Genomic DNA, 17,904 nt, shown 5'->3' with positions numbered 1-17,904 from the left:
AGCCTCTACTTATATTTAAGCCGTTATTTACAACAATGGCTGCTCAATCCCGGCCGCTAAGGAAGTTGCTGCCCGTGCCCCTTTACCATAACTTTTATCCGCCACAACTCTAATATAACGACATTGGCTAATGGCATTATTGCTGCTAGCATTAATGCTTCTCGAGCAGACGTTGTCGACGGTGTGACTCAAGGTACCGTCGACCCCTGGCACCACACTGGATGCAGACATTGAAGACGCCGCAGGCATCGAGCCAATTAAACTTTGTAAGCGAGGAGCCATAATCAACTGATCCATCTCGCCTTCCAATACATTCTCAGCGCCAAGCCGATCACCCATCGCTGAAACGACTTTTAAACCTTGATTGGCACTGCTCAGTAACACCCCACCCAAAAAGCTTAAAATCAGCAAAAACAACATAGCCACAAACAATGCCGCGCCAGACTGTTTCCTCAATTTCAAGTGAATACTCATCAATACACCATATTTCTGAAAAAGATGACCGATTCAAACAACGTTCGGCGATAATGATCATTTGCAGCAGCAACAGCAACATCGCCCAATTCATAACTATTGTTATTAGTATAGTTTTGATCTTCAGTTAAGGAACGGACTAACAAATATAACTTAGCGCCAATCACTCGCCCTTCACTCCACTGCAGCGACGTCACGTTACTAGCGGCAATAAATTCATTAATCACCCCATCTACACTGGTATCAGTATCCACCCCCAGTAATAACCTCATTCTCTCAATACCTTCCACCAAAGGGCCATTGATGGCCTGCATTCCACTATCATTATGGAGATACAACTTGCGTAAAACAGGCAAGCCTGATTGCGCGCTCACATCTAAGTAATAAACAAAGTGTTGATATTCCCAAACTTGCCGCCCCGGCATATCAGCTTCACTTGGCCAAGGATCGCTACTAGTAAAGAGCTCCGCTTGGGCGGAATTTGCCGCAAAGTAATAACGCTTGGAATTTAAGTCTGCGGCGCTTAACTTTGGAGAGCCAATTACCCGCTTAATACCAATAACATCGGAGTCAAGCACCAAGTTGCTACGCGAACTCACACAAGCATACTGGCCACTTAAAGAGTTACTGTTACTCACTTGACCAACAAACAAAGGACTAAAACGCCCTCCAGCCGATGGAAAAGAGCCTTCTGGGGTCGCGCCAACCCAGTCAGTCAAACAATCGTTAGCACTCGGAATATCGCTTGTAACTAAAGTGACCCCAGCACCTCTCACCATAGGCTTACCGGTATATTCGCCAAAAAAACCAACCATTTTTAGATCTCGAGTAATTAAATGGGTGGCGATTCTGCCACTATCCATCATTTGTTCACTATGATAGGTCGCTTCCGTAGTACGCTGCGAGGCAACCAAAAAACTCCCGATCCCTGCAGTCAAAAACAAACCAATCACAATCGCGATCAACCATTCAATTAAAGTAAAGCCCTGTTGAGTGGAATGGCTCATAGGCCAACTCGTGTAGTGAGTACCATTTTGCGACGTTGGTCTGCATTCACGCCGCAGCTAGCAACAAGAGGATTACTGTGACTCAAAGCAACTAACGATTGTCGAGACTGCCATGTAACCACCACCGTGAGCTCCCCATCGGCCTTCAGCTGCACGCAACCGTTAGGTTTTACTAATCCGCCTTTACCGCCCGCAGACTTGGCGTAAAGACCATATTCCCAGTGATATAAATCATCGTTCACTAGGTCAGCAAAACTACAGTTGCTCAGTAAACCATTGTCTTCTGCACAGGCAGGCTTAACCCTTGCAACTTGGCCCTCGCCAACAGTCACTGTAGCTGGATTATTAGCTTGCCAAGCCAAATGATTTAACCGCACCCGTTCCACCAAATTTTCAGCTAATAACATAGCAACTGTACGTTGATGAGATTCGAAACTAGAACGTTTAGCAACCGCCTGCATCGCGACGACGGCCAGTAAACCCACGGCCAAAATAAAAGAAGTGATGATGACCTCGATCAGCGTAAAACCGAGGTTTCGAGAATATGATTGATGTAGCATCTTAACCGACCCATCCATGATGCTTAATGCCATTTTGTGCCAATATTCAGTCAATCAGGAAAACCAGCGAGCTCATTTCAGTCACGCAGATCCCGCTATAGCTTACGACTTTGAAATGACGATAACCAAGAATCGCGCTTGCCTAAGTCCCTCAGTAATCGGCCTCAAATGGCATACTTCGACATCCAATAATTTGAACTTAGATGACGAGAAGTGTAATTACGCTTGCCTAAAGCCGCCATAGCAGCGTGCCGCGAATAGGCCAAGTCTCTATGTCGCTCCGAATCCATGAGCAACAGCCAGAAGCGAACCTCTAACAACCTAGTTATTTAGTGTATAGCGCAAAAAAGAAGGACATGCCTTCTTTTTTATAGAATATGAGAATGCTGAACGCGCTAGACTAGATCAGTCTTAACTCTGCAGGGACTTCAAAAATAGTGTTTTCTTCTCGACCGGGATTCTCTATAACACGAACCCCTCCCATATCTTTTAAACCAGCAACGACCTCTTGTACCAGTACTTCGGGAGCAGAAGCGCCAGCGGTCACCCCCACCCGACTATCAGATTTAAACCAAGCTGCATTAATATCGCTCACACCATCAATAAGGTAAGCCTGAGCTCCAGACTTTTCAGCTTTTTCACGCAAACGGTTAGAGTTAGACGAATTTTTAGAACCAACCACCAGCACCACATCAGACTTTTCAGCAAGATTTTTTACCGCGTCTTGACGATTCTGGGTCGCATAACAAATATCATCCTTGCGTGGTCCTTGAATGGCTGGGAACTTAAGCCGCAGGGCATCGATAATCGCCGAAGTATCATCCACCGACAGCGTGGTTTGAGTACAATAAAATAAATGCGTCGGTTTTTTTACTGTAAGTTTTTCAACACAGGCCACGGTTTCCACCAAATAGATACCGCCTGCATCGTTATTATACTGCCCCATTGTCCCATTCACTTCAGGGTGACCTTGGTGGCCGATCAATACACACTCAATGCCTTTGCGGCTAGCCCGAGTAACTTCCATATGAACTTTGGTAACCAACGGGCAGGTGGCATCAAAAATCTTTAAGTTTCGACGTTTTGCCTCCGCGCGGACTTGTTGTGAAACACCATGTGCACTAAAGATACAGATACTGCCTTCAGGAACATCACTCAGTTCATCAACAAATTCTGCGCCTCGTTTACGTAAGCCATCCACAACATAGCGGTTATGCACAACTTCATGACGGACGTAAATTGGCGCACCAAACATTTCCAGAGCGCGCTCAACAATAGAAATGGCCCGGTCAACACCGGCACAAAATCCCCGAGGGTTGGCTAAGATTATTTCCATTATCGTTCCTTAATGAACCGCCAAAATTTCCACTTCGAAGATCACTGTATGACCCGCTAAAGGATGATTAAAATCTACCGTCACTGAGTCACCAGTAACGGCTCTAATAATTCCTGGAATTTCACTCCCATCTGGCTGAGCAAAAGCAATGATATTGCCCTCTTCTGCCAGCGCATCGGTACCAAATTTACTGAGTTCAAAGTGCTGAATATTATCAGGATTACTCAGGCCAAAAGCTTGCTCTGCTGGCAGTTCAAATTCACGTTTATCCCCTGATTTCAAGCCTAGCAAACAGGTTTCGAAACCTTCAGTTAAGCTACCATCCCCCAGCACTAGTTGCGCGGGTTTGGAATAATTGTAAGTACTTTCAGCGATAGTGCCATCTGACAATTTCAACACAAAATGCAACTCAACCGTACTACCTTGCTGGATCATTTAGTGTCCTTAGAATGAGAACTAAATAGGCTATCAAGTACCAATAGCACTGCGCCAACACAGATGGCTGAATCGGCAACATTAAAAGATGGCCAATGGTAACTCCCGATATAAAAATCTAGAAAGTCGATCACATAACCAAAAACCAAGCGATCAAATACGTTACCAACGGCACCGCCAAGCACCAGAGCATAAGCAATCGCCTGCCATTTTTGGGCTACCGAAGTTTTCTTCATCCACCATAGCAACAGGCCACTAACCCCAATCGCTATGGCAGTGAAAAACCAGCGCTGCCAACCACCAGCGTCACTGAGAAAACTAAAAGCTGCACCGTAATTACGCACCGAGACCAAATTGAAAAACGGTGTAATTGGCAGCGACTCATACAAATTAAAGTTAGCTGCGATTGCATACTTAGTGGCTTGGTCAAGCGCAAAAACCAATACGCTCAACCACAGCCAACGCAAGCCGGTCGCTGAAACTTCAGTCATAGCAGCTTGCTTATGCATAGTGACGAGACTCTCCTTCGCCAGCCACATTACTCACACAACGTGCGCACAAATGTGGATGAGCCTCTGTTTGACCAACATCTTCTCGATGGTGCCAACAACGCTCACATTTCTCAGCTTCGGCAACTTCAATCTGCACTTTCATATTCGCTAACTCAGTGCTCGCGGCTTCTGCACCAGCAGATTCTAGGGTATGTAAGCTAACCTCAGAGGTTAACAATACAAAGCGTAACTCATCACCCAGCAAACTTAATAGTTGCGCCAATTCAGTATCAACATAGAGGCTTACTTTCGCTTCTAAGGTGCCACCGATCTTCTTATCACGACGCGCTTGTTCAAGGTTTTTATTTACCTCATCACGAATGGTGATTAACTTCGCCCAAAAATCATCGTTCATCGCGCTATCTTGCGCTAAAGAACTCAAACCTTGATACCAAGTTTCGGTAAACACAAATTCGTTGCGCTGACCAGGCAGAGCCTGCCAGATTTCATCGGCAGTAAAGCTCAAGATAGGCGCTATCCAGCGTGTTAATGCCTCCGCGATATGGTACAAGGCGGTTTGACACGAACGACGCGCTAAACCATCGGATTTAGCAGTATACTGACGATCTTTAATGATATCTAAGTAGAAGCTACCTAACTCGATTGAGCAGAAGTGCATTAATTTTTGATACACCACATGGAACTGATATTGCTCGTAAGCTTCAACGATTTCTTGTTGAACTGCAGCGGCACGCCCCACCACCCAGCGGTCAAGAGCCACCATATCTTCACTAGCGACCAAATGTTGCTCAGGTTCAAAACCAGCTAAATTTGCTAACAAGAAGCGTGAAGTATTCCGAATACGTCGATAGGCATCGGCGCTGCGTTTAAATACTTCATCAGACACACTCATTTCTGCAGTGTAGTTAGTTGATGCGATCCACAAGCGTAAGATATCAGAACCAAGTTTGTTCCATACGTCCTGCGGTGCAACACCATTCCCCAATGATTTTGAAAACTTATGACCGTTGGCATCAACCGTAAAACCGTGAGTTAACACTTGTTGGTATGGTGCTTTCCCATTAATGGCAGTCGAAATCATTAATGATGATTGAAACCAACCACGATGTTGATCTGAACCTTCTAGGTACATATCGGCGGCATGGCCATTAAACTCTTGACGCGCAGCAACCACACTTGAATGGGTAGAGCCAGAGTCAAACCATACATCCAGAGTGTCTTCAACCTTACGATAACTAGCCGCTTCATCCCCTAATAATTCAGTTGCATCTAAATCCCACCAAGCCTGAATACCGTTCTGTTCAACGCGTTTCGCTACCTCTTCCATCAACTCGACAGCGCGAGGATGCAACTCGTTAGTTTCGCGATGCACAAATAGGGCAATTGGAACGCCCCAAGTACGTTGGCGAGAAATACACCAGTCGGGACGATTCTCAACCATGCTTTCGATGCGACTCTGGCCCCAATCAGGGATCCATTGAGTATTCTTAATTTCTTGCATCGCCTGCTTGCGCAAACCATTTTGGTCCATACTGACAAACCACTGCGGAGTAGCACGGAAAATAATCGGCGTTTTATGGCGCCAACAATGTGGATAACTATGACGATAAGCATGATGGTGTAATAGAGCACCCGTTTCTTTCAGCTTTTCTACAACATTGTCATTGGCTTTAAATACATGCTGACCTGCAAAAAACTCGGTGTCGGCAAGAAACACACCATTGTCACCTACTGGATTTGCAACTTCTAAGCCATACTTTTGACCGACTGCGAAATCTTCTTGACCGTGGCCAGGAGCGGTATGTACACAACCAGTACCCGATTCAGTGGTCACGTGGTCGCCGAGAATAATCGGCACTTCAAAATTGTAGAACGGATGCTTCACTTGAATCAGTTCAAGCGCAGCCCCCTGGCAATACCCAAGCGCATGAAAGTGAATTGCGCCAAAACGCTCAACACACTGCTCCATTAACTCACGCGCCAAAATAACCCGCTGTTTGCCATCCTCGGTTTCAATTTGAACCAGCACATATTCAAGATGTGCATTCACAGCCACGGCGCGGTTCGCAGGCAAGGTCCAAGGCGTAGTGGTCCAAATCACCGCAGAAATTGGACCTTCACCATCGGCACCTTGTGGATGATCAAATTTTGCCAGCAACGCCGCTTCATCAACCACAGCGAAACGCACATCAATCGCAGGAGAATTTTTATCTTCGTACTCCACTTCCGCTTCTGCCAAGGCGCTACCACAATCAGTACACCAATGTACTGGTTTAGAGCCTTGCATGAGGTGCCCATTGTCAATGATTTTTGCCAAGGCACGAATAATGTTCGCTTCGGTATCAAAATTCATGGTGAGGTAAGGATTAGCCCAATCGCCAAGAATCCCCATCCGAATAAAATCCTGACGCTGACCATCAATTTGTTTAGCGGCATATTCACGACATTTTTGACGAAACTCGGCTGCCGTCACTTTTTTACCCGGCTTACCGACTTTTTTCTCAACCTGTAACTCGATAGGCAAACCATGGCAGTCCCAGCCAGGAATATAAGGCGAATCGTAATCAGACAGGGTTTTCGATTTCACGATAATATCTTTTAGCACCTTATTCACCGCGTGGCCCAAGTGAATATTGCCATTCGCGTAAGGAGGGCCATCGTGTAAAATAAAGCTCTTCTTACCCTTTTTGGCCAGCCTAATTTGGCCGTATAGATCCTTTTCACTCCAACGCTTTAGCATTGCAGGTTCACGGTTTGCCAAATTACCACGCATTGGGAACTCGGTATTGGGTAGATTAAGAGTATCTTTATAGTCGCTCATCGAATTACTTTTCCAGTCGGTTACTCTGCAAGGCCATAGTAGGCTTTTGCTCGCTTAATATCGAGATTCACCTGAGCTTTCAGTGCGTCAAGCGAATCAAATTTTTGTTCATCTCTTATTTTCAACTGCGGCTCAACCACTAAACGTTGGCCATACAGGTTGGCATCAAACTCAAATAAATGGGCCTCTACCAATAAATCTTTACCATTTGCAGTCGGCCGCCAACCGATGTTAGCAATGCCAGAAAATCGATGTTCAGGCAGCTGCTGAACATAAGCTTTAACCGCAAATACCCCGTGAATAGGGCATACATGACGAGCCACTTTTAAATTAGCGGTGGCAAACCCCAATTGACGTCCTAACTTTTGACCGTGAATGACTTTGCCATTAAAACTAAACTTTCGTCCTAATAACTGCCCAACAGTATTAAAATCAGACTCTGCTAAATACTGACGTAAACCAGTACTGCTGACTCGTTGATGATTAATACAAAACGAGTGAGTTGCCGTTACATCAAAACCGTAACGTTGCCCCGCAACTTGTAAGCTCGAAAAATCACCAGCACGCGCCTTACCGAAGCGAAAATCATCGCCAACAGCAAGGTATTGAATACCCAGCAATTCAACTAACAACTGGCGTACAAAATAATCGGCGCTCAGTTCCGCAAATACTTGATTGAAACGGACCACAAGTAGCCGGTCTACACCCAACGTTTTCAACTGTTGGTATTTATCACGAAAGCGGCTAATTCGAGCGGGCGCTTGGCGTTTAGCAAAAACCTCTAAGGGCTGGGGCTCGAAAATCATCACCACAGCGGGCAGACCTCGCTGGCGAGCCTGTTCGACTAAACGTTTAATGACTTGCTGGTGACCTAAATGAACACCATCAAAATTACCAATGCTCAAAGCACAGCCATAATGACGTGCTTTTATATTGCATATACCGCGAATTAACTCCATTCCGGCGCCTATTTCATCAAAAACCGACGGATTATAGCTTGTTTAGCCGCCAGTTACAGCCCCGAAACTGCTTTTCAGGTGAGCTAATCGGATCCCCAAAGCAAACAGTAAAATAAGATATACGATGACCGCAACGCCAATATAGCTGAGCAAATGCAACATACTGCTATGCCAAGCGAGGCTAAACCATTGTTCTGTTGTTGGTGACAGCCAAGCAATCGCAGCCCCCATCACAATCGATGCAAGGAGAATGCGAGCAATACACCAAGCACTGGCGCGACTCATCTGATACACCCCTTGAAGGTGTAAACCTCGATATAACAGACTAGCATTCAATACTGCAGATAAAGCGGTCGCAATGGCAAGGCCAACATATCCGTAGGGGATCGCAAAAATCAAATTAAGCCCCATGTTACTGACCATCGCGATGATGCCATATTTAACAGGGGTTTTAGTATCTTGTCGGGAGTAATAGCCTGGCGCTAAAATTTTAACCAACATGAAAAATAGTAAGCCACCACTATAAGCCACCAGACTATAGGATGCGTTGAGGACATCTTGAGGGTCAAAGGCACCACGCATAAATAACACCTGTAGAATGGGTTGTGCCAATAGCGCCATGCCCACGGTTGCCGGAATCCCCAAGAAGCACACCATACGTACAGCCCAATCCATGGTTTGCTGAAACTGTTTTGGATCGCTATCCACATGGCGTTGCGACAAGCTTGGTAAGATCACCGTGGCAATAGCAATGCCGAACAAGCCGAGAGGAAACTCTAATAAACGATCGGAGTAATACAACCATGAGATTGAGCCCGTAACCAAAAAGCTCGCGATCAAGGTATCTAATAGCAAGTTGATTTGACTCACCGACACCCCAAATAAAGCAGGGATCATCAAGGTTCGGATCTTCGTCACCCCTGGGTGCTTCCAGCCCCATTGAGGTTTACTCAATAAATTTAGTTTCAACAAAAAAGGCAGCTGAAACAAGAACTGGATCAGACCACCAAAAAAGACCCCCATCGCCAAACCGATTTCCGGCTGCTCAAGATGCGGAGACACAACAAGCGCAAAACCAATCACTGCGACGTTCAATAACACGGGAGTGAAAGCAGCCACGGCAAAACGGCCAAAGGCATTTAAAATGGCCCCAGATAAACCAGTAAAGGTGACAAACCATAAATAAGGAAAAGTAATTTTTAAAAGAAAAGCCGATAATTCAAATTTTGCTGCATCGGGCCCATCTTGTAGCCAAGAAATAAACCATCCCGTGCCAAACAAGGCCGCGATTAATGGCGAGCCAATAATGCCAAATAGAGTCACAATGGTAACCGCTAAACCTAGCGTGCCACTTACCTTGGCAATCAACAAACGCACTTCATCTTCACGATTATTTTGTTTGTACTCGGTCAGCACCGGGACAAAGGCTTGAGCAAACGCACCTTCGGCAAATAATCGACGTAAAAAGTTTGGTATTTTGTTCGCAAAGAAAAATACATCAGCGGCAACGCCTGCCCCCATCAAATTCGCAATCACCACATCACGAACCAAACCTAACACCCGAGAAATCAAAGTCATACCGCTCACAATGGCGCCCGATTTTAACAAGGTTCTACTCAATGCACTGTCCTGTAGCCAATTTATACAAATTCCTCTGCCCTAACATTAAAAATGCTGGTAGAATCGCGCCACAGTTTACCCGCCTATAGAGATCGATGCTACGACCATAACGTTTAGTTAGGTTTTACTTGCTTGGATTTTATAGTTGGTTAAAAATTGTTTGACATAAACATGAAAAACGGGCATATTCCACGGCCTTTAAATTCATAATTCCAAGACAAAGTTCAGGAGTTAACCTTGGCTAATACTAAGTCAGCTAAAAAACGCGCTATCCAAGCTGAAACGCGTCGTCAACATAACGCTAGCCGTCGCTCCATGATGCGCACTAATTTGAAAAAAGTTATTGCAGCTATCGACGCAGGCGATAAAGATGCAGCTCAAGCAGCATACACTGTTGCTCAACCTATCCTAGACCGTTACGCGTCTAAAGGTTTGATCAGCAAAAACAAAGCAGCTCGCCATAAGAGCCGCATTGTGGCTAAAATCAACGCACTTTAATTTAAGGTGCTTGAACAAAAAAACCGACTTTAAGTCGGTTTTTTTATTGGTGAAATTAAGAAGAAACTTAATCCGCACAGTATAAATCATGAAGCTGAACCAGAACTGCTTTTGCCTCTTTACTCGCTAAAGCATAATAAATGGTTTGCGATTCTTTACGAGTCATCACCAACTGATCTTTTCTTAACCAAGCTAAATGCTGAGATAAAGCTGATTGGCTTAATTCAACTCGTTGATTTAATTCACCAACTGTTAACTCCCCTTCTAACAAATGACACAAAATCATCAAGCGGTTCTGATTCGCCAAGGCTTTTAGTAGCTTCAATGCTGGTTCAGCATTTTTCTGCATATTTTGTATATTCATCTGCAAACTCTAAAATATTAATTATCCAAACTATACGTGAAATGACCAAATTCAGCTAGCTGGATCGAGCAATGGAGTCGCCATGGCCGCGGTATTGAACATAAAAAAGCCGCTCGAAAGCGGCTCATTTATCGTTCCGACTCCGTTACAAAGCAGTGAGCGAATAAGTCATACTCAAATCATCTAATTCCAGTAAATAATCGCCAACAACATCGGTATAAATATCGGCCCCCGCTTCTTCCAGGATACCATCGGCTTCATTATCACCGAGGTTATAAGACCAATCTCCAACCGTATCGAACTTGAAACGCTGTCCGCTTTGCCCATCAAAACTGATAGTCACTTGCCAGATGTTATCTCTGACTAAGCTCATTGCGGTATTTTGCCAAGCATTAGCGGTGCCTCGAAAATACAAGTTCTCGAAATTAGCAACGAAGTTGGCATTGGGGTCCACTACTGTCACGAACACCGACGCTTGACCGGTTTTATCGCCATCGTCAGTAACCGTTAAGCTAAGCTCATAAGAGCCTACGGCATCGTAAGTGATGGTCGTGGTTTCAGTATTTGCACCATTACTCCACAAGTAACCGGTAATGCTGCCATCACTGTCACTAGAGGCTGCGGCACTATAGCTAATGCTTTGACCAATATCGATTTGTGTTGCAGACGCAGTGATCACCGCAGTTGGTGCTTGATTTACATTCTGCTCAACAATGCGATAAGCAAGCTCTTGATCATTCACTTCAACCCAATAAACGCCAGAGACCGCAGTGAAAATATCACCGCCGCTTTGCTCTAACACGCCATCACTATTGTTATCCCCATAGTTTTGACTCCAATCACCATTAACATCAAACTTAAAGCGTTGCTCTGTTTGGCCATCAAAATCAACCAATACTTGCCAAGTATGATCCGCGATGAGGCTCATCGCTGAGCTTTGCCAACCATTCGCAGTGCCACGGAAGTAAAGTTGCTCAAAATTAGCAGCGAAATTTTCCGTCGCAAGACTCAAGAGCACTTCTGTTGAGGCTTGCCCCTCATCATTATCCGTGACCGTAAGCCCGACCGTCATGCTTTGATTAACAGTAACGTCAATCTCCGCGGTGGTTTCGCCAGTGCTCCATAAATAGCTAAGCACTTGACCGTCTTCATCGAAAGAACCTGCCGCACTTAAGGTCACCACACTACCGGCAATCACGGTTTGACTGGCGGGACTAATCACCGCAATTGGCAATACATTTTCAGCAACATTTAAGGTCACCGAAGCGGTATTCGTTTTCCCGGCATCGTCGGTCACGGTCAGCGTAATAGTTTGCGTTTCAGTCACCGTAAGTGTAATGCTTTGGCTGGTTTCACCAGTACTCCAAGCATAGCTGCTAATGCTTCCGTCACTATCGCTAGACCCCGCAGCACTTAAAGTCACCTCGGTGCCGACTGCCACCGTATGGCTAGCAGGAGATATCACCGCCACTGGGGCGATATTACCGTCAACGCCATCGGGGATCCCTGCTAAAATCACGCCACCGGCAACCTGCCAATCACCTTCACCTGCACTGTAATTAGCCCCCCCATTATTATCCCAAGCGCCACTACAACTGTTCGCGACAAATTCAAGCTGATCAGCATTGTCTAAATCAATGCTTAAGCGATACCAATTATCAGCAAGACTTTGCATTGCCACTCCCGGTGCCGTTGTCCAAGTTAATCCGCCATCAATACTGTAATGCAAACACACTTGTCCCCAACCATTGCTGTCCTGGTAGTACACGCTGGAAGTGACAGTTTGTCCAATGATCCGATAGCTCACACTGGTAGACGCTTTTTGCCCCACACTATCGGTCACGGTGACTGAAATGGTAGTCCGCTCATTCAGAGTGAGTGTAATTGTCGGCGTCGTTTCACCAGTGCTCCAAAGATAGCTCGCAATAGGGCCTTCACTATCCGTTGAACCGGCAGCGCTTAGGGTAACCACTGTCCCATGTGCGACCTCTGCATCACTTGCATCAATATCAGCAACTGGACGAGCATCTCCAATAATCACATCATCGGTAAAGAACATTGCTTCACCTGCAACGCTACCGTTGACATCTTCCACCAGCTTACCATCGACGTGACTGAACTGACCCGCGCCAACATAAACTTGTTGAATAGCCGAACGCGTGATATTACCTTTGCTATCGCGCGCTTCAATATAGTAATCAAGTAGCTGCTCTTGAAAGTCCTCGATATAGCTGAAGTACATGTTGCCGATTTTGTCTGCCGGAACCACCTCAAATATTTCCTTGCCCGATGGCTGCCAGCTCACGCCGTTGATATCGGCACTTAAATCCCGTTCACTCATCGCAAAAGTCTGCCACTCGCCAACCCGTGAAGGGTCAACATTTGGATCGCTACTATGGGCACTCGGATCGTATAATTTAAAGGTTTTATCGGTGGCTGTTGCCCACTTATCCTTATGTACCCGAACCTTTACCTTGATGTCTTGAATATCACTCACATCGTAGCCATAGGTATAGATGGCAAATTTAGTATCGGCGTAAACCTTCGCCCAACCCTCGGCCTTACTCGCGTTGGCGCTGCCTGGATTATAAGGGTAGCGCTGCGGCCACCATAAAGAAGGCCCAGTTTTATCCTGACTCAGATTTGCTTCCACATAGGGAACAGAGAAGTGTAGCGATTGATTAAACGACACTGTGGGTTTCACCCCATCATCAATATTCTCATCATAATAACCAAAGCCCGAATCAATCGATGCTAATAAGAAGTACCAGCCTAGCTCCGCAGGATTAGCCCCACCCGCGTAATTGTTCGCAGGATCTCCTTTCAGCGGAAACGACATCATCCAGGGATTCAATTGATTACCTGGGTAGGTCACTTGATGGTCACGTTCGGTACTTGGGCTCCAATAATTAGGGTTATTATCCAACCAAATTTGCTCAGCGGTCTTGGCATAGTTCTCCGCGGCTTGAAGCAACGCAAAATTACGTTCTAAATAATGATATCCCAATTCGAGTGAGACCATATGCTCACGCGTGGCGACAAAGTCGGTGCCATTGGCGGTGTTAAAGTCCGCCATTTGCCCCTTCCAAACCCCCATTGGAATATGCCAATGATACCAAGTTGGATCTGCGGAAGAGTCTCGAGTATCGATCCACGAGCCATCTTGAACATGTACCACATCCTCGGCAGGGATCGGGTGCGCGGCCAAATATTCCTCTACCCCCATACCTCGAACCGTAGTATCCGCATAAGTTACATTCCCCGAATTCGCCCAAGTGTTTCCATCACCAGCACAGCCAGAAGAATTATCACCATCGTGCGCAATGGTAAAGAACTGAGTCCGCCCTAAGCTTGCCGCATCATCAACAAATGGTTTAATGACATCAGCGGTCACTTTACACTGATATCCTTCTTCCCAAGAGCTCGCTTGTTCAACCGGAATACCGGCAACTTTGTATTGCTCACCGCTTTCAGGATCGACATACTGCACCCAATGAGGGATCGAGGCGAAGGGAAATTTATTAATGGTGTTTTGCTGTTCATTAAACATGTGCAACTCGGTCCACGCCCCGATATTACTTTCATTCTGTAAGTCCGCTCGATTCGGTGGAGAAATTAAAGTATCGACCCCCGGATCATTTAAATAGGGATAATCACGTAGGGTTCGGGAATAATGCACATTACCCAATACCGACCATTCAATCCCCAGTTTATTTAACACTGGGATGATCCGCTCGGAAAAGCCGAGCTCAGTCGGGAAGAAACCTTTCGATGACTTAAAGGCGTCACCTAGAAAATAATCTTGCGCTAAAGTTACATTTTGATAAATCAAATCTTTTAGAAAGTACTCATTACCCACTAAAGGCCCCATTGTATGGTGACCAGAGAAGTGAATGGTATCTAATGCATTAAAACCGCCTGAGGTTTTAGTATTCGCTTGAACCTCTCGCCAATGCGCTCCCCAACCTAGGTTATATCCGTCTAAATTAGCCAACTCGGCAAAACTTTGTACGTTATTGATCACCGCGGCCGACATGGTGACATGAGTTTGGCTCTGTGGATGATTACCATGATTAGACTTCGCGGTATCCATGGGCCAACTCAGGTAGGCGCCTGTTTTAGCATGATGCTGATAATACGAGACCAAATCATCATGAGGCATCGGCGCCCCGGAGCTTGGAATAAAAAAACTATAATTTGCTGGCGGGTTTTGTTTTAAGTTAATCACTTGACCGTCGTAGGCATAGCGAACCGCCTCCCCGACCGCAAGATTATCGTATTCACTGACATCGTAATAAGGCCAGAAATTGGGCATGTGATTATGGTAAATATGAGTTGCAGCGATTTCTGCATGCGCAGAGACCGACGCTGCCACCATCGTGATGGCGAACATCTTTTTCATGATTTGCTTCCTTTCCCGCACCATAGCCATAGACATAGCTATTCGATACGCTTTACTTGCTGATTAAAATGCAGAAGCCAAACATGGGTTTGTAGGCCGTTAAGCCGATTATATTTAATTGCCCTATAACGGTTGGATCCTGCGTATTTGATGCCTAAGGCATCACTTGTGAAGTAGAAGTTGAGATGGACTCTACTCCACAAGGCTTCTGTACTTCAGCTCAAAAGCGAACAGGCGAAGTGATTAAGCCATTACGCAGAGTTATCAGAAACATTCAGTATGCTAGTCGCCTTGACGCCAACACTTATTATATAAACCGGAATTCGCTTTGAGATGTAAGCGAACCTTCGACGTTACTTTATAGTTTTAGCAACACTAGCGGGTATACCTTCAATTAAGAAGCAACGAAGTCGATAAACTCGTCAAACATCAAATAAACACAAACAACTTAGTGATAAATTTGATATTTATCACGAAAGCTATCATTTATATTTGAGGAATGGTAAAGATTGCTTTTTGAGAAGAGGATTATCTTGTAAAACCTAAATTTTAACCGCCGAGGCTCTGTATTACATCCAGACTATGTTGATGTTTTTCATCGGCAAACAGCTGCGAAAAATCGGTATTACATAAGCGCCTCACCGAAGGATGTTGAATCATCCGTTCGGCAAATAACAGATGATATTCTTCTTTGAGATCATCGGTAACGCCTAGTAAACGGGTATTAGGATTGGCCAACATATCTCCAGTGTAAATTGCAGGAGCAATAAAAATACCATCGGTATATTCGCCAAATGCTTTCATTAACGCGGCATCATCAAATTCAGCCAATACCGATACCTTTAAACCCAATTGCTCAAACCAAGCCCATAATTTACGACCCAAAGCACTTCGGCGACCAGGCAATAACAAGCTACGCTGCTCTAAACAGGCTGGAAAAGGCAACAAAGGTAAGGGTTCGTTGGCGAAAAAAGCAATACTGCTTTCGCCTAATTTTTTACTGAGTACCCCCTCTTGCTTCGCATGATCTAAGCCGCAGTCGGATAAAATCACATCCAACTTATGTTCAGCGAGTTGCGACAGCAGTAATTCGTGAGTCGATTCCACGCAACGTAAACGAATATCACCATCAGGCGGCACCGTAGATAATAAGATCCGACTCGCCAAACGCTTAGATAATGCATCGGCCACTCCGACTTCAAATAACAACTTTTCTTGTTGTGAATAATTCACAATATCCAGCATTTCGTAGCTTAAACTAAACATTCGGTCAGCATATTTATAAACCAACTGACCTAGCTCGGTCCGAGTGATTTTCGGACCGCGCCGAGTGAATAATTCCCCAGCAAGACGTTGCTCAAGTTGTTTAATTTGGCCGGTAACGGTTTGTGGTGTAATAAATAAGGCTTCTGCGGCAGCCGTCACCGACCCTCGTTTGCAGGTCATCCAAAAATAGTAAAGGTGGTTATAGTTTAAATGCGACATGTATGACCTAAAAGCAATCCCCTCTGGGGATTGCGTTGATGATTTTAAATGACCTTTCCCCTTGCTAAATGGAGGAATTTTCCCATGATTGACCCAGCCTAGTTTGCGCAGAGTTGCGCAAACTTTTAGCTTCTTTACGAGTCGAGCCATGTAATAAGCCATAGCCAATCAATGCAGCAAGTACCGACCCACACAATATAGCTAAACGGGATAAAGCTATCAATTCACTTTGCCCGTTAAAGGCAAGTGAGGAAATGAATATTGACATGGTAAAGCCAATTCCACATAACACAGCTGTCGCAAATAACTGTTGATTATTCGCACCAGCGGGCAACTTTGCAAAACCAGCCCTGATGGCTAAACGACAACAAACGTATATGCCTAAAGGTTTACCCACCAACAAGCCCAGAATAATCCCTAAAGCAAGCGGGCTTTGAAAACTCGCCAAGCTAATGCCAGTGAGAGGGACACCTGCGTTGGCAAAAGCAAAAATAGGCACAATAATAAAACTCGAAGCTGGATGTAGGGCATGCTCAAGTGTCTTTAGCGGTGAACCACCGGTTTTCGCTTTCAAGGGGATCATAAAGCCAACAATGACCCCAGCTAAGGTCGCATGAACCCCAGATTTTAATACCGCCACCCAAAGCACAGCGCCGAGCAGTAAATAAGCGCTTAAGCCTCCGTAACCTCGACGATTCAACAATAACAAACCAGCACTTGCCGCTAACGCCCAAAGCGCCGGAATAATCGCCAATTCACTGGTATAAAATAGTGCGATGACTACAATCACGCCAAGATCATCACTGATCGCCAGAGCCAAGAGGAATACTTTTAGGCTCGCTGGAACACGTTTACCTAATAAAGCCATGACCCCTAGGGCAAAAGCAATATCGGTTGCCGCAGGGATCGCCCAACCTTTCGCCAACTCCGGATCAGTGCCATTAAATATTAAATAAATCGCCGCTGGCACCAGCATGCCACCAACCGCAGCAACCACTGGCAACAATGCTTGTTCTTTCGAAGAAAGCGCTCCTTCGATGAGTTCGCGTTTAACTTCTAAACCGATGACTAAGAAAAAAATCGCCATCAAGCCATCATTAATCCACAACAGCAAAGGTTTATTGATATCTAATTCAGCGATCCTCAGCTGCAAAGGAGTCTCGAGAAAAGAGAAATAGACAGGAGATAACCAAGCGGTATTGGCCATCACTAAAGCCAATACCGCAGCCACCATCAACAAAATACCACCAGCAGCTTCTAATCTTAAAAAACGATCAATAAATTGTTTCATAACAGCCCACTAAAAAAAGAATGGTTATTTTACCCAGCGAGCAAGTAATTGATATTCACTTCTAATGAGCCTAAGCATCGGTATTTCCGATAATAAAGAAGATAGACTGTAGTTTATACAGCAATGTTCGGCATAAAGAT

14 protein-coding genes are annotated in these 17,904 nt (G+C 45.3%); 1 reads left to right on the top strand and 13 read right to left on the bottom strand.

What is annotated here, in order from left to right; translation table 11 throughout:
- Positions 1 to 27 precede the first annotated feature (27 nt).
- From ACRRSX_RS04980 to murJ, 9 genes are all read right to left on the bottom strand, one after another.
- A complete protein-coding gene (locus ACRRSX_RS04980; protein WP_432454295.1) occupies positions 28 to 474 on the bottom strand; it encodes a hypothetical protein in 447 nt (148 codons plus the stop codon).
- On the bottom strand, positions 474 to 1,481 hold the full coding sequence (locus tag ACRRSX_RS04975; protein WP_432454296.1) for a PilW family protein: 1,008 nt from the start codon (positions 1,479 to 1,481) through the stop codon (positions 474 to 476). Before ACRRSX_RS04975 ends, ACRRSX_RS04980 begins: the two co-directional genes overlap by 1 nt.
- A complete protein-coding gene (gene pilV, locus ACRRSX_RS04970) occupies positions 1,478 to 2,074 on the bottom strand; it encodes a type IV pilus modification protein PilV (RefSeq protein ID WP_432454297.1) in 597 nt (198 codons plus the stop codon). Before pilV ends, ACRRSX_RS04975 begins: the two co-directional genes overlap by 4 nt.
- A 367-nt stretch (positions 2,075 to 2,441) precedes the next feature.
- Positions 2,442 to 3,377 (bottom strand): 4-hydroxy-3-methylbut-2-enyl diphosphate reductase, encoded by a 936-nt coding sequence (ispH, locus tag ACRRSX_RS04965; protein WP_432454299.1) that lies wholly within the window; start codon positions 3,375 to 3,377, stop codon positions 2,442 to 2,444.
- A 9-nt stretch (positions 3,378 to 3,386) separates the two neighbouring features.
- A complete protein-coding gene (gene fkpB, locus ACRRSX_RS04960) occupies positions 3,387 to 3,812 on the bottom strand; it encodes an FKBP-type peptidyl-prolyl cis-trans isomerase (protein WP_432454301.1) in 426 nt (141 codons plus the stop codon).
- Positions 3,809 to 4,321, bottom strand: a complete 513-nt coding sequence (lspA, locus tag ACRRSX_RS04955; RefSeq protein WP_432454303.1) for a signal peptidase II — start codon at positions 4,319 to 4,321, stop codon at positions 3,809 to 3,811. The genes fkpB and lspA overlap by 4 nt, the downstream gene beginning before the upstream one ends.
- Positions 4,314 to 7,145: an isoleucine--tRNA ligase gene (ileS, locus tag ACRRSX_RS04950; protein WP_432454304.1), complete on the bottom strand. Its 2,832-nt coding sequence runs from the start codon at positions 7,143 to 7,145 to the stop codon at positions 4,314 to 4,316. Before ileS ends, lspA begins: the two co-directional genes overlap by 8 nt.
- 20 nt (positions 7,146 to 7,165) lie before the next feature.
- Positions 7,166 to 8,104 carry a bifunctional riboflavin kinase/FAD synthetase gene (ribF, locus tag ACRRSX_RS04945; RefSeq protein ID WP_432454305.1) on the bottom strand — a complete coding sequence of 313 codons (939 nt, stop codon included), beginning with the start codon at positions 8,102 to 8,104 and terminating at the stop codon, positions 7,166 to 7,168.
- Between the two features lie 42 nt (positions 8,105 to 8,146).
- Complete coding sequence (murJ, locus tag ACRRSX_RS04940) at positions 8,147 to 9,724, bottom strand: murein biosynthesis integral membrane protein MurJ (RefSeq protein ID WP_432454306.1); 1,578 nt, start codon at positions 9,722 to 9,724, stop codon at positions 8,147 to 8,149.
- Between the two features lie 237 nt (positions 9,725 to 9,961).
- Here murJ and rpsT point away from each other — a divergent pair, with 237 nt between their 5' ends.
- Complete coding sequence (rpsT, locus tag ACRRSX_RS04935; protein ID WP_432454307.1) at positions 9,962 to 10,222, top strand: 30S ribosomal protein S20; 261 nt, start codon at positions 9,962 to 9,964, stop codon at positions 10,220 to 10,222.
- 67 nt (positions 10,223 to 10,289) lie between these two features.
- On the opposite strand, the gene ACRRSX_RS04930 is transcribed toward rpsT, so the two are convergent.
- The 4 genes from ACRRSX_RS04930 to nhaA form a co-directional block, all read right to left on the bottom strand.
- Positions 10,290 to 10,586, bottom strand: coding sequence for an ArsR/SmtB family transcription factor (locus tag ACRRSX_RS04930; RefSeq protein ID WP_432454308.1), 297 nt, complete (start codon positions 10,584 to 10,586; stop codon positions 10,290 to 10,292).
- Between the two features lie 145 nt (positions 10,587 to 10,731).
- The gene (locus ACRRSX_RS04925; protein ID WP_432454310.1) at positions 10,732 to 14,988 is read right to left on the bottom strand and encodes a PKD domain-containing protein; all 4,257 of its coding nucleotides are present in this window, start codon (positions 14,986 to 14,988) and stop codon (positions 10,732 to 10,734) included.
- A gap of 549 nt (positions 14,989 to 15,537) precedes the next feature.
- On the bottom strand, positions 15,538 to 16,473 hold the full coding sequence (nhaR, locus tag ACRRSX_RS04920; RefSeq protein ID WP_432454311.1) for a transcriptional activator NhaR: 936 nt from the start codon (positions 16,471 to 16,473) through the stop codon (positions 15,538 to 15,540).
- Positions 16,474 to 16,537: 64 nt separating this feature from the next.
- Positions 16,538 to 17,764, bottom strand: a complete 1,227-nt coding sequence (nhaA, locus tag ACRRSX_RS04915) for a Na+/H+ antiporter NhaA (protein WP_432454312.1) — start codon at positions 17,762 to 17,764, stop codon at positions 16,538 to 16,540.
- Positions 17,765 to 17,904: the final 140 nt, after the last annotated feature.

The organism is Agarivorans sp. QJM3NY_30 (assembly GCF_050870855.2).
GTDB lineage: Bacteria > Pseudomonadota > Gammaproteobacteria > Enterobacterales > Celerinatantimonadaceae > Agarivorans.
The sequence above is the reverse complement of the archived record's forward strand: the minus strand, read 5'-3'. Positions and strand labels throughout refer to the sequence as shown.

Bases quoted from the DNA above. Each gene is read 5' to 3' on its own strand.
- pilV (WP_432454297.1), bottom strand. From the start codon at position 2,074: ATGGCATTAAGCATCATGGATGGGTCGGTTAAGATGCTACATCAATCA.
- ribF (WP_432454305.1), bottom strand. From the start codon at position 8,104: ATGGAGTTAATTCGCGGTATATGCAATATAAAAGCACGTCATTATGGC.
- lspA (WP_432454303.1), bottom strand. From the start codon at position 4,321: ATGCATAAGCAAGCTGCTATGACTGAAGTTTCAGCGACCGGCTTGCGT.
- ACRRSX_RS04925 (WP_432454310.1), bottom strand. From the start codon at position 14,988: ATGAAAAAGATGTTCGCCATCACGATGGTGGCAGCGTCGGTCTCTGCG.
- ACRRSX_RS04980 (WP_432454295.1), bottom strand. From the start codon at position 474: ATGAGTATTCACTTGAAATTGAGGAAACAGTCTGGCGCGGCATTGTTT.
- ileS (WP_432454304.1), bottom strand. From the start codon at position 7,145: ATGAGCGACTATAAAGATACTCTTAATCTACCCAATACCGAGTTCCCA.
- fkpB (WP_432454301.1), bottom strand. From the start codon at position 3,812: ATGATCCAGCAAGGTAGTACGGTTGAGTTGCATTTTGTGTTGAAATTG.
- nhaA (WP_432454312.1), bottom strand. From the start codon at position 17,764: ATGAAACAATTTATTGATCGTTTTTTAAGATTAGAAGCTGCTGGTGGT.
- ispH (WP_432454299.1), bottom strand. From the start codon at position 3,377: ATGGAAATAATCTTAGCCAACCCTCGGGGATTTTGTGCCGGTGTTGAC.
- ACRRSX_RS04930 (WP_432454308.1), bottom strand. From the start codon at position 10,586: ATGAATATACAAAATATGCAGAAAAATGCTGAACCAGCATTGAAGCTA.
- nhaR (WP_432454311.1), bottom strand. From the start codon at position 16,473: ATGTCGCATTTAAACTATAACCACCTTTACTATTTTTGGATGACCTGC.
- ACRRSX_RS04975 (WP_432454296.1), bottom strand. From the start codon at position 1,481: ATGAGCCATTCCACTCAACAGGGCTTTACTTTAATTGAATGGTTGATC.